This is a genomic window from Vibrio sp. TRT 29B02 (assembly GCF_050113655.1).
In the GTDB taxonomy this organism is placed as follows: Bacteria; Pseudomonadota; Gammaproteobacteria; order Enterobacterales; family Vibrionaceae; genus Vibrio.
The window spans coordinates 118,319-145,242 of the sequence record NZ_JBNJOJ010000006.1 but is presented as its reverse complement, the minus strand read 5'-3'; the positions used below and the strand labels follow the sequence as shown (position 1 = coordinate 145,242).

General features: G+C 45.7%; 20 protein-coding genes. 3 read left to right on the top strand and 17 right to left on the bottom strand.

Translation table 11 applies throughout. From position 1 onward, the window contains the following. Positions 1 to 26: 26 nt before the first annotated feature. Complete coding sequence (gene xseA / locus ACQEXT_RS05865; RefSeq protein ID WP_426951045.1) at positions 27 to 1,358, top strand: exodeoxyribonuclease VII large subunit; 1,332 nt, start codon at positions 27 to 29, stop codon at positions 1,356 to 1,358. On the opposite strand, the gene ACQEXT_RS05860 is transcribed toward xseA, so the two are convergent. From ACQEXT_RS05860 to ACQEXT_RS05795, 14 genes are all read right to left on the bottom strand, one after another. Continuing rightward, positions 1,351 to 1,572, bottom strand: a complete 222-nt coding sequence (locus tag ACQEXT_RS05860) for a zinc ribbon domain-containing protein (protein WP_426951044.1) — start codon at positions 1,570 to 1,572, stop codon at positions 1,351 to 1,353. The two genes, xseA and ACQEXT_RS05860, sit on opposite strands and share 8 nt — an antisense overlap. A 73-nt stretch (positions 1,573 to 1,645) precedes the next feature. After that, the gene (locus ACQEXT_RS05855) at positions 1,646 to 2,650 is read right to left on the bottom strand and encodes a sensor domain-containing diguanylate cyclase (RefSeq protein ID WP_426951043.1); all 1,005 of its coding nucleotides are present in this window, start codon (positions 2,648 to 2,650) and stop codon (positions 1,646 to 1,648) included. A gap of 273 nt (positions 2,651 to 2,923) precedes the next feature. After that, on the bottom strand, positions 2,924 to 3,790 hold the full coding sequence (locus ACQEXT_RS05850) for an alanyl-tRNA editing protein (RefSeq protein ID WP_426951041.1): 867 nt from the start codon (positions 3,788 to 3,790) through the stop codon (positions 2,924 to 2,926). An 80-nt stretch (positions 3,791 to 3,870) separates the two neighbouring features. After that, a complete protein-coding gene (gene der, locus ACQEXT_RS05845) occupies positions 3,871 to 5,355 on the bottom strand; it encodes a ribosome biogenesis GTPase Der (RefSeq protein WP_331416540.1) in 1,485 nt (494 codons plus the stop codon). Positions 5,356 to 5,523: 168 nt separating this feature from the next. After that, the gene (gene bamB, locus ACQEXT_RS05840) at positions 5,524 to 6,684 is read right to left on the bottom strand and encodes an outer membrane protein assembly factor BamB (protein ID WP_138970496.1); all 1,161 of its coding nucleotides are present in this window, start codon (positions 6,682 to 6,684) and stop codon (positions 5,524 to 5,526) included. A gap of 9 nt (positions 6,685 to 6,693) precedes the next feature. Next, positions 6,694 to 7,308 (bottom strand): YfgM family protein, encoded by a 615-nt coding sequence (locus ACQEXT_RS05835; protein ID WP_426951039.1) that lies wholly within the window; start codon positions 7,306 to 7,308, stop codon positions 6,694 to 6,696. 67 nt (positions 7,309 to 7,375) lie between these two features. After that, on the bottom strand, positions 7,376 to 8,644 hold the full coding sequence (gene hisS / locus ACQEXT_RS05830; RefSeq protein WP_426951038.1) for a histidine--tRNA ligase: 1,269 nt from the start codon (positions 8,642 to 8,644) through the stop codon (positions 7,376 to 7,378). A 45-nt stretch (positions 8,645 to 8,689) separates the two neighbouring features. Then, complete coding sequence (ispG, locus tag ACQEXT_RS05825) at positions 8,690 to 9,808, bottom strand: flavodoxin-dependent (E)-4-hydroxy-3-methylbut-2-enyl-diphosphate synthase (protein ID WP_138970494.1); 1,119 nt, start codon at positions 9,806 to 9,808, stop codon at positions 8,690 to 8,692. A gap of 8 nt (positions 9,809 to 9,816) precedes the next feature. Further along, positions 9,817 to 10,791: a cytoskeleton protein RodZ gene (gene rodZ, locus ACQEXT_RS05820; RefSeq protein WP_426951036.1), complete on the bottom strand. Its 975-nt coding sequence runs from the start codon at positions 10,789 to 10,791 to the stop codon at positions 9,817 to 9,819. Positions 10,792 to 11,117: 326 nt separating this feature from the next. Next, positions 11,118 to 12,245 carry a bifunctional tRNA (adenosine(37)-C2)-methyltransferase TrmG/ribosomal RNA large subunit methyltransferase RlmN gene (locus tag ACQEXT_RS05815; RefSeq protein WP_426951034.1) on the bottom strand — a complete coding sequence of 376 codons (1,128 nt, stop codon included), beginning with the start codon at positions 12,243 to 12,245 and terminating at the stop codon, positions 11,118 to 11,120. Between the two features lie 170 nt (positions 12,246 to 12,415). Then, a complete protein-coding gene (gene csdE / locus ACQEXT_RS05810) occupies positions 12,416 to 12,844 on the bottom strand; it encodes a cysteine desulfurase sulfur acceptor subunit CsdE (protein WP_426951032.1) in 429 nt (142 codons plus the stop codon). Between the two features lie 15 nt (positions 12,845 to 12,859). Then, complete coding sequence (tcdA, locus tag ACQEXT_RS05805; RefSeq protein ID WP_331426654.1) at positions 12,860 to 13,669, bottom strand: tRNA cyclic N6-threonylcarbamoyladenosine(37) synthase TcdA; 810 nt, start codon at positions 13,667 to 13,669, stop codon at positions 12,860 to 12,862. A 92-nt stretch (positions 13,670 to 13,761) separates the two neighbouring features. Continuing rightward, positions 13,762 to 14,865 carry a murein transglycosylase A gene (gene mltA, locus ACQEXT_RS05800; protein ID WP_426951030.1) on the bottom strand — a complete coding sequence of 368 codons (1,104 nt, stop codon included), beginning with the start codon at positions 14,863 to 14,865 and terminating at the stop codon, positions 13,762 to 13,764. 85 nt (positions 14,866 to 14,950) lie between these two features. Next, positions 14,951 to 15,340, bottom strand: coding sequence for a DUF2850 domain-containing protein (locus ACQEXT_RS05795; RefSeq protein ID WP_138970488.1), 390 nt, complete (start codon positions 15,338 to 15,340; stop codon positions 14,951 to 14,953). A gap of 240 nt (positions 15,341 to 15,580) precedes the next feature. Here ACQEXT_RS05795 and argA point away from each other — a divergent pair, with 240 nt between their 5' ends. Then, complete coding sequence (argA, locus tag ACQEXT_RS05790; RefSeq protein ID WP_426951028.1) at positions 15,581 to 16,918, top strand: amino-acid N-acetyltransferase; 1,338 nt, start codon at positions 15,581 to 15,583, stop codon at positions 16,916 to 16,918. Positions 16,919 to 17,121: 203 nt separating this feature from the next. Next, positions 17,122 to 17,298: a hypothetical protein gene (locus ACQEXT_RS05785; protein ID WP_171052109.1), complete on the top strand. Its 177-nt coding sequence runs from the start codon at positions 17,122 to 17,124 to the stop codon at positions 17,296 to 17,298. Between the two features lie 26 nt (positions 17,299 to 17,324). On the opposite strand, the gene recD is transcribed toward ACQEXT_RS05785, so the two are convergent. From recD to recC, 3 genes are all read right to left on the bottom strand, one after another. Beyond that, on the bottom strand, positions 17,325 to 19,436 hold the full coding sequence (recD, locus tag ACQEXT_RS05780; protein WP_426951026.1) for an exodeoxyribonuclease V subunit alpha: 2,112 nt from the start codon (positions 19,434 to 19,436) through the stop codon (positions 17,325 to 17,327). A 2-nt stretch (positions 19,437 to 19,438) separates the two neighbouring features. Beyond that, entirely contained in the window at positions 19,439 to 23,056 is a 3,618-nt protein-coding gene (recB, locus tag ACQEXT_RS05775; RefSeq protein WP_426951025.1) for an exodeoxyribonuclease V subunit beta, read from the bottom strand. A 296-nt stretch (positions 23,057 to 23,352) separates the two neighbouring features. Continuing rightward, complete coding sequence (gene recC, locus ACQEXT_RS05770; RefSeq protein WP_426951023.1) at positions 23,353 to 26,811, bottom strand: exodeoxyribonuclease V subunit gamma; 3,459 nt, start codon at positions 26,809 to 26,811, stop codon at positions 23,353 to 23,355. Positions 26,812 to 26,924: the final 113 nt, after the last annotated feature.

The window sequence follows — 26,924 nt, the reverse complement described above, 5'->3', positions numbered from 1 at the left end:
CCATACTCACGTCTACGAGATTAGCTGTGTCTTCTCTGACCAATCAAAACATCTTTACCGTCTCTCGCCTCAATGCTGAAGTGCGACTTTTGCTTGAAAATGAGATGGGTATTGTTTGGTTAGTTGGTGAGATTTCTAACTTCTCTGCTCCCGTTTCAGGTCACTGGTACCTGACCCTTAAAGACTCTCGCGCTCAAGTCAAATGTGCCATGTTTCGTGGTAACAATCGCCACGTCACCTTTAAACCACAAAATGGCAACCAAGTACTGGTCAAAGCTCGTCTATCTCTCTATGAACCTCGCGGCGACTACCAGTTAATTATCGAGAGTATGCAGCCAGAAGGCGATGGTCGACTCCAACAGCAATTCGAAGAGTTGAAAGTTAAACTCGCAAGTGAAGGCTTGTTTGCTCAGAGCAACAAACGCCCTTTACCTGAACATCCTAAACGCGTGGGTGTCATCACTTCTAAAACTGGCGCAGCCCTGTTTGATATTCTTGACGTACTCAAACGCCGTGATCCTTCATTACCCGTGGTCATCTACCCTACTATGGTTCAGGGAGAAGAAGCCGCTATCCAAATCGCTCAAGCGATTGGTTGTGCGAATAGCCGCAATGAGTGTGATGTTCTGATCGTCGGTCGCGGAGGCGGTTCATTAGAGGATCTATGGTGCTTTAACAACGAGATTCTCGCCCGCACGATTGCGGCCAGTCAGATCCCAATTATCAGTGCGGTTGGTCATGAAATCGATGTGACGATCGCCGATTTCGTCGCGGATATGCGTGCACCGACACCGTCTGCTGCCGCTGAGCTAGTCAGTCGTGATAATAGCCATAAAGATCAAGCTCTCATTGGCCGTCAACACAAGCTTGTTGCTGCGATGCGCCACTACATCAATGAACAAAAACGGTGCACTACCTCACTTGTACACCGTTTGGAAAGACAGCATCCAAGCTATCAGTTACAGCGCCAAAGCCAGCAACTTGATGAGCTTGAAGTGAAACTGCACCGCGCGATGCAGCACTATATTTCAGTTCGCCAGCAAAAAGTCGAGCGTCTGCAACACAGAGTTGCTCTCAACTCCCCTTTCAAGCGTTTATCTGAACAGAAAGGGACATTGCAAAGACTCGAACAGAAACTGTTGGATGCGATGGATAGAAAGTTGCTTAACACACGTCATCAACTGGCACTGGCGGCTGAAAAACTTGACACCGTTAGCCCTCTAGCAACGTTAAAGCGCGGTTATTCCATTACCCAAACAGAACAGGGCAATGTGGTAGTTCGAGCCACAGACGTAAAAGCAGGTGACATCTTGGTCACCCGCTTATCTGATGGCGAAGTTTGTTCAACGGTCAATTAGCAACAAACTCAAATTTTACTTTCGATTTAGACTTTAACTCATTACAGCTGTTACAAAAATAGTTGGCTGCTCCACACGCCTGAAGCTTCTCAAGTTCCGCGTCACAATCTGGGCAGTAGCCTATTTTCTTGTAGCTGACTTGGCAGCTCTGGCACTCATATTGTCCATCCCACTGCAGTTCAGCATTACAGCTAGGGCATTGATTTTCAGTCATAGCACTCTCTTTGATCTAACAATATCTTTCCATCAGTATCATTCGCTTCATCATCTACCAGCAATGATCTTAATCAGTATAGACTGCGCTTTGCGTGCTTAACCTGATACATTGACTGGTCCGCACGTCGAATTATGCCTTCAATCGAATCACTATTTGGTTTATGACTGTAGCTATAACCGACACTGACTTTGACCTGATAGCCATCAATGAGTCGCATATCATTAAAGGCACGTTCTAAACAGCCAGAGAAGTCTTCCAAATCGGACAAGCTTTCGAAGCAACAGAAGCCAACAAATTCGTCTCCTCCATAGCGCCCTAGCACCGAACGAAGCTGAAACTGTTGCTTGAGTACTTCGGCAACTTCGATCAACACACTATCCCCAACATCATGACCAAAGCGATCATTGATATATTTGAAGCTATCAATATCGATAAAAAAGCAGGCAAACAGCAAGTTGCGATTTTCATCATTCAACAATGTATTTTGCACTTCTAATTGCAACATTCTACGGTTGAAACAGCGTGTTAGAGGGTCACGGCTTGCGTGAAAGTGCAGTTGCTCTTCCAACTGATACTTTTCCAGTGCAACCGCATATAACGAAGCGACCATCTCAAGTATTTCGAGTTCTTCTGTGGTTGGGGAGGACGGTTTTTCGCTGTAAATGGCAAATGTACCAAGCACGCTACTATCAGATGCAATGATCGGTACAGACCAACAGGCATGCAGATTCGCTTGCTGAGTTAAAGCCGTATAGAGCCGCCAGTTTTCATGCTGATTTATATCCGAGACGACAACCGGTTTTCCCGTTGCCGCGGCTGCACCACAAGAGCCGACTTGAGGTCCGATGGCGACCCCTTCAATCGCTTGATTATAAAACTCAGGCAAATGTGGGGCGTGTTCTAAATACAAGTGTCCGTCAATATGTCGCAAAATAGACGCGAGCCTTCGACCAAATAATTGTTCCGACAATGCGATAACGGCTTCATTTAGTCGAGACTTGTCCATTCCTAAAGCTAACTGCTGCAACAAACGATTCACTGCCCGGTGAGCATCGAGCAGGCTGTACGTGTTCATTTCGCGTGCCTTATTCTTTTTTAATATAGTTATATGAGGAGAATATCATATACACATATGAAATTATCTGAACTGGAACACGCTTAGATGATCTTGTACAGATCATCGGCAAAATCCATTTTGATCAGCGATCTACCCTAAAAAGAATATTTATATAACCACACACCGAAAGCATAAGTTACATATGCTGCATTTCAATTTTAAACAGGATTTAAATCCAAGTATGAATCAAAATCTAAACCAAACAGGATTTAATAAAAAGATCATTTGCTACTATGATGGCTTTACACTGGTGTGCATTTCAATGTTTTGCTCATCTATCTGAGTTAAGTGTACTTCAATAGCAGCGTATTCAGTCAATGAGTTTACATGGCTGCCACCGCAAGGGATTACCGCTATTTCCCCCTGATGGAGATCGCACTGCCAGTAACGCGAATCGGTCAATGCTTCACCATGACACTCTACTTTGACCTCTGAACCAAGTTCGATCCACTGCAACAAAATGTGATTCACCTGTTGTTGAATTTGCTCAAGATTACTCAGCATATCTGCGCTGTTCAGGCCACGTTTACGTAACGTTTTACCTAGTCGATAGGTATCTAAGCATTGATCAGGAGTAACAAAGCTGGTGACCTGAGCATAGCTGTTAAAATCGTAGTGGCCATGAGGGTCTTTGCGGTCAGCGTCTTTTCTCCAATAACCTTGCTCCGTTAACACTTTGTTCAACGCTAAGTAAGATAAATGACCCGCGCTATGTCCACGACTCAGCGAACCTTGGTAAGCCTTGTCTACAGCAAGAGTTACTCGCTCTCCTAGCTGCAATGCAGAACAATCTGCTGCTAAACAGTGTACGACGACAAAACACCAACCGGATTGGTCACGCTTGACTGGAATCTCATGCCCAACATATAACTCACCCGTTGCCAGTTCTACCGCACCAACTTGGCAATCAAGAACGGGGAACTGGTTCAGTGTCCCTTTATCTGCCGGATGATCTGGCCAAATGTGGCTAACAGGGTGAAAGGGCGTTTTATCCGTCACAACGTAAAGATATTCACTACCACGCTGTAACAGTTGAATGTCTGCGTCTAACTGCCAGATTCCGTGGCAGAATTGGGTAATCGTGGGGGTAACTTGCATCGTTTATTCCTATAAAAAAAGCGCCGGAACGAATGCGGCGCTTTTCATTTAACTCGACAATCTGATCTTTCTCATCAAGATCAGTTTTTACGATTTTTCATCATGCTCATCAAGCGCTTACGTTTACGCTCTTGAGACAGTGTCATCTTGTTCGATTTGCCTTCGAACGGGTTATCACTGTTCTGGAACTGAATACGAATTGGTGTACCCATAATTTCCAGTGACTTACGGTAATAGTTCATCAAGTAACGCTTGTACGAATCTGGTAACTCATTAACCTGGTTACCATGGATAACCACGATTGGAGGGTTGTAACCACCTGCGTGAGCGTATTTCAGCTTCACACGACGACCACGAACCATTGGTGGCTGGTGATCATCCGTTGCCATCTTCATGATACGAGTCAGAACAGAGGTACCGACACGAGTCGTAGCCGATTTGTACGCTTCTTGCACGGATTCAAATAGGTGGCCAACACCTGTGCCGTGAAGCGCTGAAATAAAGTGAATACGGGCAAAATCAACGAAGCCAAGACGACGATCGAGCTCTTTCTTGACCTGCTCTTTGACGTCCATATCTAGGCCGTCCCACTTGTTGACAGCGATAACGATAGAACGACCAGCATTCAGCGCAAAGCCAAGTAAGCTCAGGTCTTGATCTGAGATGTTCTCACGCGCATCGATAACCAGCATAACAACGTTCGCATCTTCTACTGCTTTGAGTGTTTTTACTACCGAGAACTTTTCGACCGTTTCGTTAATACGAGTACGACGACGAACACCCGCGGTATCAATCAATACGTATTCGCGACCATCACGTTCCATCGGAATGTAGATAGAGTCACGAGTCGTTCCTGGCATATCGTAAACAACAACGCGTTCTTCACCCAAAATTCGGTTTGTCAGTGTCGATTTACCTACGTTTGGACGACCGATAATGGCCAGTTTGATTGGCTGATCTTGAAGACGCTTGAACTCTTCTTCCGCCTCTTCTTCGCTGTAGTCGAGCTTCTCGTCTTCATCGACAAACTCGGTCAGATCTTCAATCTCACCTTTTGCTTCTTCAAGAAGTTGCTCTGCGAATGGGTTAAGAGCTAGATCGATAAGTGCCGTTACGCCTCGGCCGTGTGCCGCAGCGATTTGATACATGTTTTCTACGCCAAGCTGCCAAAATTCTGCACTTGCCGCATCAGCGTCGATACCATCAACCTTGTTTACAACCAGCATTGATGGCTTTTCAATTTTACGTAGGTGTGAAGCAATAGCTTGGTCAGCAGCAGTCAAACCAGCACGACCATCGACCATAAACAGTACAACGTCTGCCTCATCGATTGCCGCCAGTGACTGTTGAGCCATTTTGGTTTCAACACCTTCTTCTGTGCCATCAATACCACCGGTATCAATAACGATAAATTCGTGTTCACCAAGCTTAGCTTGGCCATATTTACGGTCACGAGTTAAGCCAGGGAAATCCGCAACCAATGCGTCGCGTGTACGAGTCAATCGGTTAAACAACGTTGATTTGCCAACGTTTGGACGCCCTACCAGAGCAACAACAGGTACCATAACAACCTCTACAATATTCTTTACTTTATGTAGTTATAGGTAACGACTCAGCAGAAATCACGTCGTGAGACCTTTACCTATAACCACATCAAACTATGGGTATCTAAAACAAACAAACGGCTCCCAACTGTTACCAGCTAGGAGCCGAATGTGAATTATATCACACGATTACTCGTTGATCGTCAGTTTCTTTACATCGCCATTACGAGTCACAGCTACGTAACCACCGGGAACCGCAATTGGAGCAACGGCAAAGCCACTACTGTTGACTTGTTGCATCGAGACAAACTCGCCGCTACTGCGATCAATCCAATATAAGTAACCTTCGCTATCACCAACAACAACGTACTGATTAATCATGACTGGTGCTGTCACCAGACGATGCTCTAATTGCTCGTTTGACCACAACTCGGTGCCACTACGAGCATCTACCGCCACAATGTGGTCTTGGTCGGTCACAACAAACAAGCGGCTACCGTCACTCACTAAGTCAGTTGAGGATGAGTAGTTGCGCTTCCACGCCGCTTTACCCGATCGTAGATCGATGGCCGTCAACTGACCGTTATAGCCAACAATGTACAGTGTGCTGCCTAAAATTAATGGAGATGCATCAACGTCGACTAGACGATCGATTTCTGTCGCACCTTGTGGCATACCAATTGGCTGCTGCCAAATGAGTTGTCCACGTTCGACAATAGCGGCGGCCAATCGACCATTAGCCGTACCCCAGAACACACCACCAGAGGCAGTCACAGGCGCACTGTTACCACGTAAAGTCAGACTTGGAACCTCTGTACTGATGGTCCATTTTACTTCACCGGTCACTTGATCCAGTGCCTGCAAGATGCCCTTGTTGGTATGGACAATAACAAGGTTGCTATCCGTTGCTGGTGCAGCGAGCACTTCACCATCAACGTCAGCTTGCCAATTTAACTCACCCGTTTCTTCGTTGAAGGCGAATAGACGCCCGTTTTCGCTACCGATGAAAATTTGACTGTACGCTGCCGTAATACCACCAGACAATCGAGCCGACACATCAGCTTCAACATTGGCTTCCCAAAGTGTTTTACCACTTTCAGGATCAAGTGCTTTAACCACGCCATCACGACCCGCGACAAACACTTTGTCGTAAGCATATTCAGGTGTCAGCTTTGAGTAGTATTGCCCTACACCACCACTGACTGAATTACTCCACTCAGATTTAGGTGTGAACTCGCTGTCCACTTGAGGAACTGGCGCCATGATAATGGTATCTTCTTCACTAGCACAGCCCGCCAGTACGCCAACAAACATTGCCGTTGCAAGCGCCTTTTTAAGCATATTCTTCATGCTACGCCCTTACTTGGCTAGGTCATCCAGTTTCATTTGTAGAGCCTGGCTAGCGTCACCAGATTGCTGCGCTTCTGTGTATGCAGAATACGCTGCTTGTGTATCGCCTTTACGCAACAAGATGTCGCCTTTCAACTCAGCAACACGACCTGCCCAACTTTGGTCAGTGATGTTGGCGAGTTCTGCGATAGCGGCATCAAACTCACCTTGCTCCGCTTTAACACGGGCAAGACGGTAGTTAAGTACCGCAGATACTGCTGCATCTTTGGTTGCAGACTTCGCCCACTCTAGTTGAGCCAACGCTTCATCCAGATTACCCGCTTCAACTTGAACTTTAGCCAGTTGTAACGCAGCAAGCACTGAGTATTCAGTCTCTTTGTTGGCATCAATGAAAGCTTGAATATCGCCTTCTGCTGATGCGCCTTTTTCCGCTAATGATTGTACCGCTTTGGTGTAGCTTTCAGACGCGGCTTCTTGAGCGGCTGTTACAGAATCTTGATAGTAACGCCAACCAAACAGACCGCCCAGACCAACAACCGCACCCAAAATGACTGCTTTGCCGTTCTCTTTCCACCAATCTTTGATCGCTTCTACTTGTTGTTCTTCAGTATCGTAGAGTTCCACTTCCTGTCCTCTTACATCTTAAAAAAGTGGCGATACTCATCACCACTTTTGAGAATAGATAAATTGTTTAAACTAGTTCAGATAGTTTTGCGATAACGTCTGCTTGGCTGTATGTATCTTGTGTACCACCAATCAGATCTTTCAGTACAACTGTGTTATCCGCAACTTCGTTTTCACCAAGAACCAATGCGACCGCTGCGCCGACTTTATCCGCACGCTTGAACTGCTTCTTGAAGTTACCACCACCAAAGTGGTTCATAACACGTAGACCTGGTACCTGCTCACGTAATGTTTCCGCTAGCTTCATACCCGCCATCATAGTGCCTTCACCCGCTGTGACCATGTAAACGTCAACGCTACGACGAACTTCAGTTAATTCCAAAGTTTCAAGCATCAGTACTAGACGCTCTAGACCCATAGCGAAGCCAACAGCAGGTGTTGCTTTACCGCCTAACTGTTCAACCAGACCATCATAACGACCACCACCACAAACGGTGCCTTGTGCACCTAGGCTCTCAGTGATCCATTCAAATACAGTGCGGTTGTAGTAATCCAAACCACGAACTAAGCGTTCGTTAACTGTGTATTCGATACCAGCAGCGTCAAGAAGTTCACAAAGTCCTGCAAAATGTTCTTTAGACTCTTCACCTAGATAATCAGAAAGGCGAGGTGCATCACCAAGAATCGCCTGTACATCTGGATTCTTTGTATCCAAAACACGTAGTGGATTGGTATGCATACGACGCTTACAATCATCATCAAGAACATCAAGATGCTGCTCTAAGAAAGCAATCAGTGCGGTACGGTAGTTCGCACGATCCTCCAGCGAGCCAATAGAGTTAAGCTCAAGACGTACATGCTTATCGATACCCAGCTCACGCCATAAGCGCGCTGTCATCATAATAAGTTCAGCATCAACATCAGGGCCATCTAGACCAAATACCTCAACACCACACTGGTGGAACTGACGGTAGCGACCTTTCTGTGGGCGCTCATGACGGAACATCGGTCCCATGTACCACAAACGCTGCTCTGAGCGATCAATCAGGCTGTTTTCAATGCAAGAACGTACACAACCCGCGGTGCCTTCTGGACGTAGAGTCAGGCTATCGCCATTGCGGTCTTCAAAAGTGTACATCTCTTTTTCAACCACATCGGTTACTTCACCGATTGCACGGCTAAATAGATGGGTCATCTCAACGATTGGCATGCGCACTTCATTGTAACCGTATGCGCTGATTACGTTTTTCACTGTGTTTTCAAGTTTTTGCCACAGTGGTGATTGAGTTGGAAGGCAATCGTTCATGCCTCGAATTGCTTGGATTTTCTTTGCCACAATATCTACCGTTAGGTTAATTACTTAGCGTAATCTAGGTTGAGATTAATCTTGTACTTTAATGTCGATACGTTGTTTCTCGTCAAGAATCGCAGCCTTGGCACGAATCTTCGCTTCAAGTTGCGCGACGAGATCATTGTTATCAAAACGCTCTTTTTGACGTTTGCCGTCTTCGTAGAAAGCACTCTTCTTGTTGCTTCCTGCTAGTCCTAGGTGCGACACTTCAGCTTCACCCGGACCGTTAACGACACAACCGATAATCGAAACATCCATCGGTGTAATAATATCTTCTAAGCGTTCTTCGAGTGCGTTGACCGTACCAATGACATCAAATTCTTGACGAGAGCAGCTCGGGCACGCAATAAAGTTGATACCGCGTGAACGAATGCGCAGTGATTTCAGAATATCGAAACCAACCTTGATCTCTTCAACTGGGTTAGCCGCTAAAGAGATGCGCAGCGTATCGCCAATCCCTTCCGCTAATAACATACCAAGACCAACAGAAGATTTAACCGCGCCAGCACGAGCACCACCCGCTTCGGTAATACCTAAGTGCAGCGGTTGATCAATTTTCTTCGCCAGTAGTCGGTACGAATCGACAGCTAAGAAGACATCCGACGCTTTTACACTGACTTTAAATTGGTCAAAGTTGAGACGGTCTAGAATATCGACATGACGCATTGCTGATTCAACTAGGGCTTCTGGCGTTGGTTCGCCATATTTCATCTGGATATCTTTTTCCAGAGAGCCACCATTAACACCAATACGAATAGGAATATTTTTGTCGCGAGCACAATCGACAACTGAACGAATGCGTTCTTCGTTGCCTATGTTGCCTGGGTTAATGCGTAAACAGTCAACACCGTACTCAGCAACTTTAAGTGCGATTCGGTAATCAAAGTGAATATCCGCGACAAGTGGGACATTGACCTGTTGTTTGATCAGTTTAAACGCTTCGGCTGCATCCATAGTTGGTACAGAAACTCGCACTATGTCTGCACCGACATTTTCCAAAGCACGGATTTGAGCAACAGTCGCTTCAACGTCTGTTGTTCGGGTGTTGGTCATTGACTGTACTGCGATTGGTGCACCGTCACCAATAGGTACATCGCCCACGTAGATACGAGTCGATGGACGACGTTTGATCGGAGATTCGTATTGCATAGTAATTTCTAAGGTAAGTTGAATCTTGCTACTTTGCCTGAAGTATACCCAGAAAGGTCGACAGGTTCACTCGCTAATGTCATTGAAACGTTTTCAGGGGCACCTAAAATGACGCTATATGGCAAATTGCCACTTAATTCGAGCGTCTGCCCTGCTTTTTTCACACCAGTCGATAATGTTTTACCTGAAGAGTCCTTAACCTGGATCCAGCAATCATCTGAGAAAGTGAGTTTGAGCAGATTAACAATCGTGTCGGATTGCGTCGATTGAACTGACTCAGACACAGGCTCTGCTTCCGTAGTATTAACGTTTTGCTCTAGCTGTTTTTCAGGCTGAGCTTGTTTTGCAACTTCTGGGACAATTTCTGTCTCTAGAGGCGCTTGAGAATCTGGTTGTTCTAACACGGGTTCCACTTCTGGCACGTCATCGGCATTAGCATCGAGCGCAACCTCTGGTTGCGGCTGCGCACTTTCTAAAGTGGTAAAGTCGAGCTCTTGGTTAGCAGTCTGCTGTTCAAGCTCAATTTCCTGCTCTGTTTGGCTGGTTAAGTCGAGCATGGTCGTTTCTTGGTTTTGCCACCACCAAACGGAAGAGATACCAATAATGACCGCAAAGATCCCCCAAGTAAGGGTCATAATACGGCTGTCATGGGCTTCACGTTTGGTTTTTCGTGAAAAGCTCTTCATCTCCTGAGGTTCTGGCTTAGTTTCTTCACACCCGTCCAATGCGCAAAGGACGACGGATTCTTCAATTCCTACCGCTTTAGCGTAAGAACGTAGATAACCGCGAGTAAAGGTCGCAACCTGGTCAGAAGCAAAGTTGTTGTTTTCGATATTCTCAATGATTGAAAGACGGAGACGGAGACGGTCGGCAATTTGCTTTTGCGATAAACCAAGTTGCTCACGTTTGTTCTTTAATAGCGTACCCGCTTGTACTTTTTCTACTTGCTCTTCGCTAGCTGGAGTTTGTTGTTCAGCAGTCATGATGGTAATAATTCTCTTCTCGTTAGTGCCTTGCTAATTCGCATCTTAATTATTTATTTTTCGTTGAATGCGAGATAACCAAGCCCTGAAATAATTCGAGGTCAAAGCCTCATTTGATAAAAAGTTACGCTCCACTCAATAAACAGAGGAATACCCCGAAAGCGTTAACCTTTAATTCTAATAGATATCATAGATGAAACAACACAGAGAAAGTGCATATTTTACAAGCAGCTCAAGGTTTTTCGTTATTTTGACATAAATATCGCTACACGATGTAACAAAAAAGCCAGAGCGAGGCTCTGGCTTTAGTAAATTCTTACACGTGATTATGAAACCGCTTTAATTTCGATGGTCTCGCCTTTTGCGGCTTTGTTCATCGCAGTACGCTTAGTACGGTCGATGACATCACCCACCAACTGACCACATGCTGCATCAATATCGTCGCCACGTGTTTTACGTACCGTTACTGTGTGTTCGTACTGCATCAACGTTTTCTGGAAGCGGTCGATACGAGAGTTGCTTGGCTTCTTGTATGGTGAACCTGGATACGGGTTAAACGGAATCAGGTTGATTTTACAAGGCGTGTCTTTGAGTAGCTCTGCCAACTCACGTGCGTGGTCCATGTCATCATTAACATGGTCAAGTAACACATACTCAACGGTTACCTTGCCGCGGTTAGCGTTTGAAGACGCAATGTAGCGACGTACAGATGCCAAAAAGTCCTGAATGTCCCAACGGTCATTGATCGGCATGATTTCACTGCGAAGCTTATCATTTGGTGCATGCAGCGAGATCGCTAAAGCAACGTCAATTTTACCCGTCATCTGATCAAGACCAGAAACCACACCTGAAGTGGACACAGTAACGCGACGCTTTGAAAGACCGAAACCTAGATCATCTAGCATGATCTCAAGTGCTGGGATCAGGTTTTTCATGTTCAGTAGCGGTTCACCCATCCCCATCATAACGACGTTAGTAATTGGGCGACGACCAGTCTCTTTCTGTAGACCGATTTCACGTGCAGCACGCCAAACCTGACCAATAATCTCAGACACTTTTAGGTTACGGTTAAAGCCTTGTTGCGCCGTTGAACAGAACTTACACTCTAACGCACAGCCTACCTGAGATGAAACACAAAGCGTTGCACGGTCATCTTCTGGGATGTATACCGTTTCAACGTCTTGATCTCCCACCTTCATAGCCCACTTAATCGTGCCATCAGAAGAGTGTTGTGCTTCCGCCACGGTTGGAGCTTTAATCTCACAACGAAGCTCAAGTTTCTCACGTAACTTCTTGTTAATGTTGGTCATGTCTTCGAAGTTATCAACACCGAAATGGTAGATCCACTTCATTACTTGATCTGCACGGAATGCTTTTTCACCGAGCTGGTCAGCAAAAAACTTACGCATACCTTGACGATCAAAGTCGAGTAGATTGATTTTTTCAGTGGTCATGTGGCCTCTCAAGCGACGGAACATTAAATAAGGGCGCGAATTGTACAGCCTTTACGCAGCGACAACAAGCATTGTAAAGCCACTTATTTATTAAGGCGTTAATATCGCAATGATTAAATTTTAAACAGCAATAATCAGTCCGCCTTTTTGACAGGCTGAATAGGAGAAAATTATTGGGCGACTTGCTTTATCTGCTCAACAATCGCTTTAAGACCATTACCTCTGGAAGGGCTCAGGTGTGCAATCAGACCTAGCTGTTCAAAATAACCATCAGTATCAAAGCTCGCGATCTCCTGAGTGGTTTTGCCATCGAATGCAGCCAACACCAGTGCAATCAGACCTCGAACAATGCGTGCATCAGAGTCAGCACAGAAATACCACTTGTCTTCTAGCTGTTCGTGAACCAACCAAACCTGACTCTCACAACCTGCCACCGTCACATGTTGCGATTTTAGCTCTTCAGGCATCTGAGGTAGTTTTTTACCCCACTGGATAACCTGACGATAACGATCTTCCCAGCCTTTGAAACCTTGCATAGTCGCAATGATATCTTCAACGCTAATATCGTGGCCAAACGGAGATTGAGGAAACGACGACATAGAAAAATCCACCTGTTACTTACTGTGTTTTTGGATTAGCTTTTCAACAATGCGAGATACGGCAACAAAGCCAAAGGTCGCCGTCACTACCGTTGCAGCACCAAAGCCACTCGCACAATCCATACGTTTTGGGCCTTCCGCTGTCGACTTAACGCCACAAACCGTGCCGTCTGCTTGAGGGTATTTCAACTGCTCAGTTGAAAATACACAATCAATGCCAAACTTACGTGCTGGATTGGTTGGAAAATTATGATGGCGACGTAGCGTATCTTTGATTTTTTTCGCTAGTGGGTCCTGAATCGTCTTAGTCAAATCAGCGACCTTTATCTGGGTTGGATCAACCTGACCACCAGCACCACCAGTGGTAATGACTTTGATTTTGTTACTACGACAGTAGGCAAGTAAGGACGCTTTTGCTTTTACGCTGTCAATCGCATCGAGTACATAGTCATACTCTTTACTCAAGTATTCGTGCTGATTGTCAGGAGTGATAAAGTCATCGATCAGATTAACTTTACATTCTGGGTTAATCAGCTTCACTCTCTCTGCCATCACTTCGATTTTACTTTGACCAACAGTACCAGACATAGCGTGGATCTGACGGTTAATATTGGTTACACACACATCGTCCATATCGATAAGTGTCAGTTGACCAATTCCGGTACGAGCTAAGGCTTCTACCGCCCATGAACCCACGCCACCAATACCGATGACACAAACGTGCGCAGCACGCAAAATCTCGACTTCACTGTTACCGTAAAGACGGCGAGTGCCACCAAAACGTTGGTTGTAATTATCAGAAGCTGGAGTATCGAGTTCACGCATATTGGTTTTCCGCTTGGTACAAAAACAAAGAGTGCGATTTATACGCACTCTTCAATAAAAAGTCTAGATGAAGGAGACGAGTCCTTGTTCAACTATTGTCGCTTTTCCGGTGGCAATGCCCAAGGCGCTTGAGTCGTTGAGTTTTCAAGACCCAGCTTCCATACACGACCAAAGTGTTTGTAGTGCCCAGCTTCGATCCCCGCTCTCGGTCCCATGCCGTGATATAAATCAAGATGGTTCTGCTTTACAGCCCCACCGGTATCTAACACGACCAAAAGACGGAGCTGATGTGCACCACTCCATGAACCATCTGAGTTCAGCAAAGGTACTTCAGCCAATATAGGCGTCCCCATAGGAAAGATACTGCGGTCGCCAGCAACCGACGCCATAGGCAATAATGGAACTCCGGCAGAACCTGTTACTGGCGCATCCGCGCGCGGTTCAAAGAAAACAAATGATGGATTTTGCTCTAGAAGTTCACGAACAGTCTCTTCATCGTTTGCCAGAACCCATTCCTTGATCGCTTTCATTGACATTTTCTCGCGTGAAACGAGCTCTCGCTCAATCAACACGCGTCCAATACTCACGTACGCTTTGTTATTTTTGCCGCCGTAAGCGAAGTATTCCAAAGTATCGTCATCTTCAAAATGAACAAAACCACTGCCCTGAACCTCCATTAAAAATGGATCTATCATATTGGCAGCATAGCCGAGCTCTAATCCTTGTCCGCTAAGCGCACCATCATAAATTTGTGCACGAGTAGGACAATCACTTTCACAAGCGGGTTTACCATAAACCGGATATTTGAAGACCTCGTTCGGTTGATGACGAAGCTCCATAACTGGAGAAAAATATCCCGTAAATAGGACATTACCTTTTTTATCTCCACCACCTAGCTGTGCAGCCTGAATGCCGAAGTTAGCAAACTCTGTCGGCTCACCACTTTGAAGAACCCACTCATTGAGTTTTTCATACAAAGGTTGGTATGTGGCCGCCAATGAAGGCGAGTTATCGACGACCAATTCAGTCTGACGATGGAACTCAGTAAAGTCACGAGGTTTGTCAGACTCAACAAGTGAGGATTTATTCAAAATAGAATTGAATTCATCATCGATATATTGCTGAGCACGATCGGTAGGTTGCGCACAGCCAAACAAAACGCTGACTGCGGCGATAGGAAGATATTTTTTGAACACTAATTTTATTCCTTTCAAGCGATGCTAAGAGCATGACAAACTTGACTGAAATACGCAATTAGCCAGTCGTTAGGGAATGTTATTTTTAATCGTTTTCTGACAATCGATACACAGGCTGGTAGTGCGGCTCAGAGATAAGCTGTATCTCAGTCAGCTCTTCATTGAGCACTTTAAAGCGGCGCGTCTTGTTACCGACCTGAAATTCAAGGTATGTGCCATTCCAACTATAGCGAGTGTCGACAATACCACCATTGATAGCGACTCCCGCAGGTGTCACGACAAACGCTTCAGCAGCATAAGTCGCTACATCTTGTTCAGTCCAAGTCCCATAAAGATCCGACTTAGGGTATTTTTTCTCTAGATAGAAGTCATAAAGAACATTGGCCAGCATAACGGCACCAACAGCGGCGACGATCGCTAACAGCAAAATGGCTCGCTCTATGAGCTTCTTTTTACCCTTACTTACACTACTCACTTTCTTTACTACCTACCCATCACTAGTATGGAATTCACTCTCTAAGTGTCGTTCAAAATATAGACAACTTCGAACCAAATCTCCTAGCGCCGCTCAGAGTGACGCATTATTCACAAGTTCAGCTAGAAGAAACACTTATACCCAAGCCTAAAAACAATAGATTTAGACGCTAAAAAACGCTTGCCGAAAAAAGAATAAAATTGCAGTATATCTGTATATAAATTCATTACGGAAGATATTGTGAAGATTCGAAGTACAGCTCTGGTTAAGGGGTTCAGACAATCCGCTCCCTATGTCAATGCTCACCGAGACAAGACCATGGTTATCATGATCGGCGGTGAAGCTGTAGCAGATGGAAATTTTGCCAATATTATCAGCGATCTCGCACTGTTGCATAGCTTGGGCGTGAAAATTGTATTGGTCCATGGAGCGCGTCCACAAATTAACAATCTTCTTGAACAAAATAATCATCACACGCCTTACCACAAAGGTATCAGGATCACCGATGAGACATCTCTCAACTACGTCATGCAAGCCGCAGGGCAACTACAGTTGAGCATTACCGCACAGCTATCGATGAGCCTCAGTAATACGCCGATGGCCGGTACTCAACTCAACGTTGTCAGCGGTAACTTTGTCATCGCTCAACCGCTCGGTGTCGACGATGGCATCGACTATTGTCACAGTGGACGCATAAGACGTATCGATGCACAAGGCATCAACCGTATGCTTGATCAAGGTTCGATCGTTTTACTTGGCCCTATCGCCAGTTCGGTGACCGGAGAATCTTTCAACTTACTCTCTGAAGAAGTGGCGACCCAAGTCGCAATAAAATTAAATGCCGATAAGTTGATTGGCTTCTGTTCTGAACAAGGCATCATTGATGAAAATGGCAACGCGGTCGCCGAGCTGTTTCCCAAAGACGCAGAACGGATTTTGTCTCGTCTGGAAAACGAACGCGGCAGAGACAATGACTCTTCTTCGGGGACTTTACGTTTCCTTAGAGCAGCAACAGCAGCATGTCGAGCGGGTGTTCCACGTAGCCACTTGGTCAGCTACAAGGTTGATGGCGCACTGATTCAAGAGCTTTTCTCTCTCGATGGTATCGGTACTCAGGTCGTTGAGGCGAGTGCAGAGCAAGTTAGACTTGCCGATATTGACGATATTGGCGGCATTCTTGATTTGATTCGCCCATTAGAAGAGCAAGGCATTCTTGTTAGACGTTCACGTGAGCAACTCGAGCAAGAGATTCATCAATTCACCATTATTGATAAAGATGGGCTAATCATTGGTTGCGCTGCTCTTTATCCTTATCCTGATGAGAAAATGGCAGAAATGGCGTGTGTGGCCATTCATCCAGAATACCGCGATGGAAATCGAGGACTGTTGCTGCTTAACCATATGAGATTGCAATCAAAAGCTCAGGGTATCGAACAAATTTTCGTCCTGACGACTCATAGTCTCCACTGGTTTAGAGAGCAGGGTTTCCATGAAATGGGTGTCGACTCTTTGCCATCACACAAGCAAAACTTATACAACTATCAACGTAAATCGAAAATACTCTCTTTACAGCTGTAAGACGTTGATATTCTCATAGTTGCGCTTGAAGCGGTGAATTTTCCTACATTATTCACTTTATTTCATTCGTCAGATTGTTTAAAATTCGAGCTCCCAAATTAATGGGAGCTAAATAGGATTCGCTTATCCGCTTAACTTATTCGCAAGTTAAGTCGCAAGGATTGCTTGAGGTAACTCACTACGTCACTTAGAGCAAACTGTCGATGAAAAAAATTATCTGTAACTCAGTCCAGAGTTTTTGGGATATGGCAGACAATGAACTGCTAGAAAATCTAGACGTTCACTGTGTATTTCCCGTTACAGAAGGCTTAAAAGCATTCATTTTGAACTATCAAAAAAAATACCGCATTCGCAGTATTTCTTTCACTAAAGCACTTTAACTTTTGCATTCGATAACCACGGAAGGTTATCCATTCGCTTGCAACCGCTCTATCAATCCACTTGCTCGCTCAGTCCGAACCTTAATACCTCTTTTCATCACTCTATCATCGACATACAAGCTCAAACGCTTCTTGGCTCGCGTGATCCCTGTATAGATCAACTCACGCGTTAAAATAGGGGTAAACTCAGGTGGAAGAATCATTAGAGTATGCTCAAACTCACTGCCCTGTGACTTGTGAATCGTCATTGCGTAGGCGGTTTCATGCTCTGGAACTCGACTTGGCAGCACCGATTTCACGCTACCATCCGGAAGTTCAAAAAAGACTTTCAACCTTAGCAGACTGTCTGACTGTTCAAGCATACAGATACCAATGTCACCATTGTAAAGCCCTAGCGAATGGTCATTGCGTGTCACCATTACTGGTCGACCGTGATACCAAATTTCGTCCTGAACCTGAATAAGTTTACGTGCAGCCAAGGCGCGTTCAATACGCAGATTTAGCCCTTTAACCCCAAAGTCTCCCTCACGAATAGCACACAACAAACGACAGCGTGAAAATAGTTCCAATACGGCTTTCGCTTTATGAGCCGCGGTTTCAAGTTGACCGGTACTAGCATCGTGTTGCGAAATATTCATACGTTTGAGGTAGTCGCTGTACTCGTTGACTAGGGATTGAATTAATTGACTGTAGTGCTGACTATCGATAGGAAATCTCGCGATATCAGCAAACTCTTTTTGCCACACCCAATCGACTTTCTGCGCCGAGCCTGCGTTGACCGCCTGAGAAAGTTGACCGATACCTGAGCGTGCATCAAAACGGTAGCTCTTTTTGAGCATACACAAGCTATCGGCTATCGAAGGTTGAACATTATTTGTCTGAGCCAGTGTTGTATAGCCCGTTAAACGCGCCACTTGCGTCGCTTGTAACTGACTGAAGCCAAAATGACTAAACGAACAAATATCCCCAAGCACCGCTCCCGCCTCTACCGAAGCAAGCTGGTCTTTATCGCCAAGTAAGATCAAACGCGCATGCTTAGGTAACGCATCAATCAATTTGTACATCATCGGCAGATCAACCATAGAGGCCTCATCGACGACAAGAATATCTAAGTGAAGTGGATTATCTTGGTTATGTCGGAACTCTGCGCTGTTTGGTATCGCGCCCAATAGACGATGAAGGGTACTTGCATCTGTAGGAATCGCTTGCTTGAGCGCTAACGATACTGGCAAACCAGCGACCGCTTTACCTATCGATTCCGTCAAACGGGCTGCTGCTTTCCCCGTCGGCGCTACTAGTTTAATGGTTGGGTATTCATTATTGCTTTGTGCTTGCTCGATAAGCGCGGCAAGTAATTTGGTTACCGTTGTTGTTTTACCGGTTCCCGGTCCACCTGAAATCACCGCAAAACGTCGGCTCAGCGCAACCGCTGCCGCAACCTTCTGCCAGTTAACACAAGCAGCCATAGGGACCAACTCATCTAACACCAACAAATCAGAGACACTTTTCGCCGCAACAAGCTTTTGGTCTATGGTAGGCCAATCCAAGATTTCCTCACACACGACGTCTAGGTGATCGCAAACCATACGCTGACGAAGCACCGAATTTAGCTCTCCAGATTTAAAGCTTTTCTTAATATCTTCAAATAGATAGCGATAATTTCTGGCAAAAAGATGATCGAGCAGGTCTGCGAGCTTTTGTACTTCAGTAGGCTTTTGGATCATAGGTGACCCAAAGCTATTTAAGCGTTCGGCTAGCGCGACTTCGTAGTGCCAATAGCGATGAAGGTAGAGCCGTTTACCATCAAATATTAGTGGCAGCGATTCTCCCATTGTTCCGACTAATGGCGCCGAACTAAGGCACTGATGCCAATCCACTCCGACCAAGATTTGATTAAGTTGATGGGCAGCCTCACCAAAAAGACCAAGCTTTGCACTGAGATCAACCACCTGTCCCTGAGCATCGTTCAATGGAAGACAAATATGACCTTTTCCTAACTCACTACTCACCACTCCGGCAATGAACCCCAGATATGGGTCATGAGATTGAGACTCGATGAATCGAGCAAATTGATAATCAAGTTGTCGGATACCGCCTTTCAGCGCTAACTGCTTGAGGGTTTGAACTAGATTCATCATGATCAAAGTAACTCCATCTGGCCTGCGCTATTTTGCTTCACATCAATCGCTTCACCATCGATCAGTTTGTCCATATCGGTCAAAAACTCCAAGCTCGGTTTGGCACTAAATACACCATGGTCACTCGCGCCATCCATACCTCTCAAAAACAGGTAGTAAACTCCACCAAAATGCTGCTCATAATCATAGTTGGCGATACGGCTGCGCAAAAAACGGTGCAGTGCTAAAGCATAAATCTGATATTGAAGATCGTAGCGATGATCGGCCATTGCCGTCCTTAATGCATCGCCGTGATAGAAACTCACCTCATCGCCAAGGTGATTAGACTTCCAGTCAAGAACGTAATACTTACCTTGGTGTTCAAATACCAAGTCAATAAAACCCTTCAACATACCTTGAACGGTGTGAAAACCGAGGTCACCCGCTTTGGCTGACAGCGGATCATGGCGCTGAATCGTTCGGTTAAGTGCTGGAGCCGAAAGCACTTCAATCGGTAATAAGAATTCCATCTCAACCAGTCGTTGATTAGGGCCTTTTTGTTTGAGTAACAAAGATTTACCATCTAAAGGTGTCGCTAACACAGTATCGATAAGTTGCTGAAGGACAGGCAACCAATTGATGTCTAACTGCTCACTTTCTAATAGCTGGAGAATAATTTCACTGTTTTCAACGCTGGTCGCAGGCAGAGTGAACTCAACCTCTTCAAATAAGGTATGTAAGAAGGTGCCAGGTCTTGCTCCTCGCGGAAAAGTAAAAATCGACATTTCTGGGTCGGCAATTTCGTCTTGATCCTGTTCATCGGAAGAATCAATATCGAGGTGCATCAGATCCGTGAAGGCTTCATCGCTATGATGAGAGCCCTGCTTTACCAATCCTGAATAGCTAGTAATCCGCCAGTTACGATCAATCTCATGACTCAGTTCACTGGCTGTCAGTGAATGTTGAGACTCATTTAGTAAGCTAAACGGTTGTGAATGCTGTTGGGGCAACGCTGAAAGCACAACGCAATTCAATCCATCCACGTGCTTTTGAATAGCTATGGTTAAATCTTGTATACCGCCCTGTTGACCATCCTGAAGCAAATGCCCCATCGCACTATTGTGAACCCCCGTAGGCTCTTTGGTTGAACGCCCATTTCTCAACGGAGACGTGCCAATAAAACAACCATAAACCGCACGAGTTAAGGCGACGTATATCAAACGCAGATCTTCTGCCAAACGCTCTTTGTCGGCCTGAGCAAGCGACGAACCCTGCTTAGCGATATCTAAAATGGTTTGATCTTGCTTAGCATCGTAATACTTGGCTTCACTTGCTTCTCGATGACTCATAGCAAAAGGCAAGAAAACAAGATCATATTCAAGACCTTTTGACTTGTGAATCGTCACAATTTGCACCAAGTTGCGTTCTGACTCCAAACGCTGAATTTGCTCCTCGCTGCCTCCCAAACCATTTTGCGCGTCACTGATTGCCTGAGCGAGCCAACGCAACAAACCGTGGTCACTTTCCAACTCTTGGCTCGCCTGTTGTAAGAGCTCGCCAATATGCATTAAGTCAGTAAGATTGCGCTCACCCGCCTCTTCTTCGAGCATACGTTCGGCAATATGACGCTTACTCATCACACTGCGCAGCATGGGTAGCACACCACGCTGACTCCATAGCTTGCGATACTCTTTGAATTCATTGATCGCACTTTCCCACTCATTCTCATCATTATTGAGCTTGTCGAGTGTTCCGGCATCAAGAGCAAAAATTTCTGAAGCAAGACTGGCACGCAAGGCACGGTCATTTTCAGGTGTAAGTACAGCTTGCAGCAAACGCTGAATATCTTGTGCGATCAAAGAAGTAAAAACGCTGTCACGGTTCGAAAGGTACACGCTCGCTATGCCCTGCTTGGCTAGCGCTTCTTTAACCATGCGACCTTCGCTACCTGTGCGAACTAGAACCGCTATATCACCGGCCTGTATCAGATGCTGCTTATCGCCATCAACGAAGTAAGCCCTCTGCTCTTGCGCCGCCGTTAGTACTGACTGTATCTGGTCAGCCGTGGCTTTGGCCATAGCTTGCAAATACTCACCTTTCGGTAGCGGCTTATCGTCAGCGTCTTGCAGCCAATAGGTCAGCGCAGGTTGCTTTTGGTCACCAATGAGCCAAGTGCGATTTTGAGCTTTAGGACTATGATTAACCGCAAGGAACGGAATGTCCTCATCATAAATAAATGGACTGGTCGGTAGTTCAAAAATCTGGTTTACAGCCGCCACCATATCTGCGCTTGAACGCCAGTTGGTTCCGAGGGTGAAGTGAGACGAAACCTGCTTACGAGCCTTGATGTATGTAAAAATATCAGCGCCACGGAAACCATAAATGGCCTGCTTAGGATCGCCGATCATGAACAACCCACATTGTGGATGGTTCAAATAAATACGGCTAAAAATACTGTATTGCAGAGGATCGGTATCCTGAAACTCATCAATCATCGCAACCGGATATAGCGTCCGAATACGCTCCGCAAGCAATTCTGATTCATCGCTATCAATGGCAGCAGAGAGATTAGTTAACAGGTCATCAAACGATAACCACTGTTTTTGCTGCTTCGCTTTTGCCAGCATAGAACGGCAATGCTCTATTGCATGAGCAAGAATCGGCGCTTTAAGAGTGATCGGATTGGCAACAAATTCTTCGATCGCCGAAAATACAAGATGCTCTGGCGCCCGCCCTTTTGGCGTTTTATCAAACAGCACCTGCTGAGAAAAACGCTCCAGCTTGTCTGGAGAGTCGTAGCCCGTGGTATCGGACGCAGCCCAATGGTTGACCTCTTCCAGCCACGCTGGCAGGGATTTTTTGGTGTAGCTGCGTTTATTCACATCAGAATCATTGATGATGGCAAAAAGGTCATCCTGATGGCTTCGCCACAACTGTTTCAACTCATCAATACGTTCAAGATTTTGCTTATGCAGATCCGCCAGCGTGCCACTCATCGCTTTAACCGAAAGGCTTAACGGTGCTCCCGTTAAATAGTTACTGATATCGCGCAGCAGGTCAGAAGGAGCGTTCCATAGTCGACGAACTTCACCCGCCAAGTTCAGTGGCAGTGGATAAAAATTTCGCCGCCAATAGTCAGCAACCACTTGTGCTTTAAGGTGGCTTTCATCCGTGACAAACTCATTATTAAATCGACTGCCTGACTCAAACGCATTTTGGGTCAGCATACGCTGACAGAAACCGTGAATGGTATAGACCGCGGCTTCATCCATTTGCCTCTCGGCTTGAAGCAAGATATCAGCCGCCTGCTTATGATCATGAACCTCTTCAAGCAGAGGTTGGATCACAGGGTCATGACTTGTCCCTCGAGCAAACGCCAATCGTGCATCATGAATCCTCGCACGGATACGATCGCGCAATTCTGCCGTAGCCGCTTCCGTAAAAGTGACCACTAAAATCTGATCAACAGTTAAAGGGACTTGGTGCTTGGTTTCTGGATCACCATGACCCAAAAGCAATCTGAGGTATAAGCCAGCGATGGTAAATGTCTTACCCGTACCCGCCGATGCCTCGATAAGCCGGGCACCGTGCAAAGGAAAAGTCATGGCATTTAGCGGGGTCACCATCGACGTTGCTGTCATAAAAATTCTACCTTTCTAATCAAAACCCAAGATCCAAGTGTGATCTAGACTTAAAAATGATTGTAATTACGTTAAACGCCTAAATAGTTAGGACTTTATGGGATCTTTCTCACGGCAGAAGATTGTTCTAACCGCTAGTATCCGCGACATGTGTTGAACAAGTGACGTTAACTTTGGATTTAACCGCACTTGTGAACAACCAACCGAATCATGGTCCCTCTGACCTGTGGCCGTACAGCGAACGCCCTACACAATAATGATTTACTGGCGGCCACCTACTTTCCTCATACTATCAATCACTCAACATCTTCACGATTTTTTGCGGTTAAGCGCGGAGCCTGAAGCACCAATGCACTCATCATTCGTACTTGTGCTGCCAGCTCGTCACTCCAGTTCGGCCAAACTCGCGCGATATAAGGATTATTACCTTCACCAGCAGCCATAAAGCTGTCATTAAATGTTTCCGCCATTTTTTTCAGCGACTTCTCTTCATCGTCTACCCAATTACCACGGCTAAAACCCGCTTCAACACACGCTAAGGCGGTTTTAGGGAAATAGCACAACGGCTGCGTCATACCCTGATAGAACAGACGGATCAATTCAGCTAACAGTGACTTAGCATATGTCGAATCATTGACGGCTGGGTAAACCAGATGAACCACGCCCTCTTTACGATCGTAGCCAATCATGTGAGTGGGCTTATTAATACCCATCGCTGACATTGAGAGATGATCAATCCACGCGGCTAGGTAGTCTTGAGCACGAATGCTTCCACTACGGTAGCGGATCAATCCAGATTGATAGTGTTGGGTCAGCCAGCCAGTAAGGTTGACAAGTTTATCCTCTCCCAGCACATCGAAGCTGAGCTTGATTTCCAAATCCTCATGTTCAGCACCACATAAGAAAGTTAATTTCTCGACCAATTCTTCAGCCTGAACGCGATTGGTTTCAAATTCAATATCACCAAACGCACCTACTGGCAGCTTACCTTGAGCACGTTGTTGTTCAACAAAGCGGTTTATAACGGTTTGTGAATCTTGTTCACCTGCAAGTCGGTGTTTAAGCAAACTATCGAGCAGACCATCACGCATCTGATAGCTTTGCAGACCATTCAGTACGAAAGGCTCGTCATCTTCCATAACAGGCAGTGGCGGTTCAAATATTACTTTCAAACGGCGATTGAAAAAATACTGAACAGGTAAACGCCAAAAACGCTGCAACTCAACCAAATCCAATTCCAACGGATAAGTGGCATCGAGCAGATAATCCTCAAGCTGACGGTTAAACTCACCACCGCTTTGACCTTGTCTATTTGCAGCGGGCAGCCACTCTTTGGCATAGCTTGGCTGTTGACCGACAAATGCACTGGCACTAAATGGCACCATAGAATGGCGATGAATCAACCGACGAAGTAACCCATCTCCAGACGCATCACTAGGCAACGACTCATCGCCCTCCAAGCAATAGTTTTGTTGACAATATTCCGTTAACTCAGACACCAATACCGACGGAACGCGCTCAGTATTGTCCTGAATCGAACGGCCAACGTAGCTAATGTAAAGCGTTTGCTGCGCTGAAAGCATTGCTTCAAGGAACAAATAGCGGTCATCGTCACGACGAGAACGATCGCCAGGTTTGGTTCGACCATTCATTAGATCGAAACCTTCTGCGGGCATTGAACGAGGATAAACGCCATCATTCATCCCCAACAAACAGACAACCTTAAATGGAATTGAGCGCATCGGCATCAAGGTACAAAAATTGACTTGTCCAGCTAAGAAGCGCTGACTGACTCTCGTCCCTGCGAGTTTATTGTGTAGATACTGAGCCACGATCGCTGGTGCTAAGGTTTGCTCAAAGGCGGCATCAGTAAGTTGCTCTTTAAGATTGGCCAAAGTATCTCGAATCGATTTCAATGCTGCCTCACCTTCCAACTCGACCAAGAAAAAATCATCGAGCAATAAGGTGAGGACTTCACGCCAGCGATCAATTGACTGGGTGAGTTGCAGTTGTTGGCGATAATCGCTGATGGTTTCAATAAAGTGCGCCAGCTTACCCGCTAGCTCGGCCCCCATGCCCTGAACTTCATTATAAGGGGCGATCGTTCCTGATTGAGATTCAAACAAACCAGCGCTATTTGGCATCGCGTAACCAAGTAACATACGCTCAATGCCGAATTGCCATGTATTTTGTTCGGTTGCCGGCAATTCAAATTCCTCACTCGTTGAGGCGTTCAATCCCCAACGAATACCTGATTCCTCAACCCACTGCTTAGCTAAAATAAACTCATCTTCGCTTAATTCAAATCGTGCTAGTACTGCTGGAGTTTCGAGTAATTCCAACAGCTCTGACGCCAAACAACGAGTATTCGGTAAGTTAACCAACTGCATAAAGGCATTAAGGATAGGACTTTCTTGATCTGCGGTTCGGTCGGATATTGAGTAAGGAATAAATCGTTCGCCCGGAGCATTCCCAAATACCGCCTGTATCGCAGGGCTATAGGCATTAATGTCCGACACCATAACAATAATATCGCGTGGTTTGAGCGCCGGATCTGAATCGAACATCGCTAATAGCTGGTCATGAAGCACTTCTACCTCACGCATCGGGCTATGACAAGCATGCAAGGTCAGCGACTTATCTTCCAAAACGATGACTTGCTTGTGTGTACTGGTCTCTAGTTGCTGGTCATTCTGGTGTTCTTCCAGATTGAGAATATCCGCTTGTAGATGGTGAAGTAGACTATCTCGTTCGATATCAACAAAAGCTTCGATCTCGTTCGATTCAAGCTGTGACAACAAATACATGTTATCGCGCCCCAACTTACCCATAGAAGCCAACAGGCTATTGCCAACCGCGTCGGTATGCAGTTCGTCGATGACGTTCTCTTCTAGACCGCCTTTTAACTGTTCGCTTTCGCCATGCTGTTCTGAGTGATCCTGATTCCATACCACATGCTTACGATGCTTAGCCGCTAAACGAGCAAGGAATTTTCTATCTCGCACTTCTCCCCAATAGTAACGACAAGGATTGGTAAACATCAGATGAACGTCGATATGCTCACCAATAGCTTTTAACGCATCCATATAGCGCGGAGGCAAAGAAGTGATACCAAACACAAATAAGCGTTTTGGCAGATGATCAAAACTCGCCTGGCTGCTCTCTAAGGTATCAATAAAGTGCTCATAAAGATTGGCACGATGGTAAGGCGACTGACCAAGAGCGACCGTATGATCATAAAGTGCCTGCCATAGGATAGGCTGCCACGGATGTTCGTCCTCGAGTTCAAACACCGTCTGCCCAGCCTCCCAAGCGGCTATCCATTCTGGACGATAGACGAGATAGCCATCAAAAATATCGGCTATTTTTTCAGACAACTGATAGAGCTTAGATTTGTCATCATCTTGCTCTAAATAGTGTTTGAGTGGTTCAAACTCCTCGCGCCCGAGTAACTCAGGCAAAATCAGCATCAATTTCCAAGTCATTGACTCTTTGTTAAATGCACTGCGTTTGGGTACGTCAGGTAGAACCTGAGTAAACATATTCCAAATAAAAGTAGCTGGCAGAGGGAACTCGATGTTCGCTGCCACTCCAAACTCCTTGGCTAGCTCCATCTTTAGCCACTGAGACATCCCCGGGCTCTGAACTAAGATCTGCTCTTGCTCAAATGGGTTTGACAAAGGGTTAAGCCGTACAAGCTCGACAAGTAAGGATTTTAATATATCCACTTGATTGGAATGGTAGACAGTAAACAAAACACACTCACACTATTAATGCCGCAACTAGGGTGAGACTAGCACATGCAGCTAAATTTCGAGAGTGTTATAAGCGTATGATTTGGCTCGAATCAAAATACCCGCTCAAGCCT

What these genes read in the sequence shown, in the direction of transcription:
- ACQEXT_RS05860 (WP_426951044.1), bottom strand. Translation starts at nt 1,572, where the DNA reads ATGACTGAAAATCAATGCCCTAGCTGTAATGCTGAACTGCAGTGGGAT.
- ACQEXT_RS05855 (WP_426951043.1), bottom strand. Translation starts at nt 2,650, where the DNA reads ATGAACACGTACAGCCTGCTCGATGCTCACCGGGCAGTGAATCGTTTG.
- ACQEXT_RS05850 (WP_426951041.1), bottom strand. Translation starts at nt 3,790, where the DNA reads ATGCAAGTTACCCCCACGATTACCCAATTCTGCCACGGAATCTGGCAG.
- der (WP_331416540.1), bottom strand. Translation starts at nt 5,355, where the DNA reads ATGGTACCTGTTGTTGCTCTGGTAGGGCGTCCAAACGTTGGCAAATCA.
- bamB (WP_138970496.1), bottom strand. Translation starts at nt 6,684, where the DNA reads ATGAAGAATATGCTTAAAAAGGCGCTTGCAACGGCAATGTTTGTTGGC.
- ispG (WP_138970494.1), bottom strand. Translation starts at nt 9,808, where the DNA reads ATGCAATACGAATCTCCGATCAAACGTCGTCCATCGACTCGTATCTAC.
- rodZ (WP_426951036.1), bottom strand. Translation starts at nt 10,791, where the DNA reads ATGACTGCTGAACAACAAACTCCAGCTAGCGAAGAGCAAGTAGAAAAA.
- ACQEXT_RS05815 (WP_426951034.1), bottom strand. Translation starts at nt 12,245, where the DNA reads ATGACCACTGAAAAAATCAATCTACTCGACTTTGATCGTCAAGGTATG.
- csdE (WP_426951032.1), bottom strand. Translation starts at nt 12,844, where the DNA reads ATGTCGTCGTTTCCTCAATCTCCGTTTGGCCACGATATTAGCGTTGAA.
- tcdA (WP_331426654.1), bottom strand. Translation starts at nt 13,669, where the DNA reads ATGCGTGAACTCGATACTCCAGCTTCTGATAATTACAACCAACGTTTT.
- ACQEXT_RS05785 (WP_171052109.1), top strand. Translation starts at nt 17,122, where the DNA reads ATGAAAAAAATTATCTGTAACTCAGTCCAGAGTTTTTGGGATATGGCA.
- recD (WP_426951026.1), bottom strand. Translation starts at nt 19,436, where the DNA reads ATGATGAATCTAGTTCAAACCCTCAAGCAGTTAGCGCTGAAAGGCGGT.
- recB (WP_426951025.1), bottom strand. Translation starts at nt 23,056, where the DNA reads ATGACAGCAACGTCGATGGTGACCCCGCTAAATGCCATGACTTTTCCT.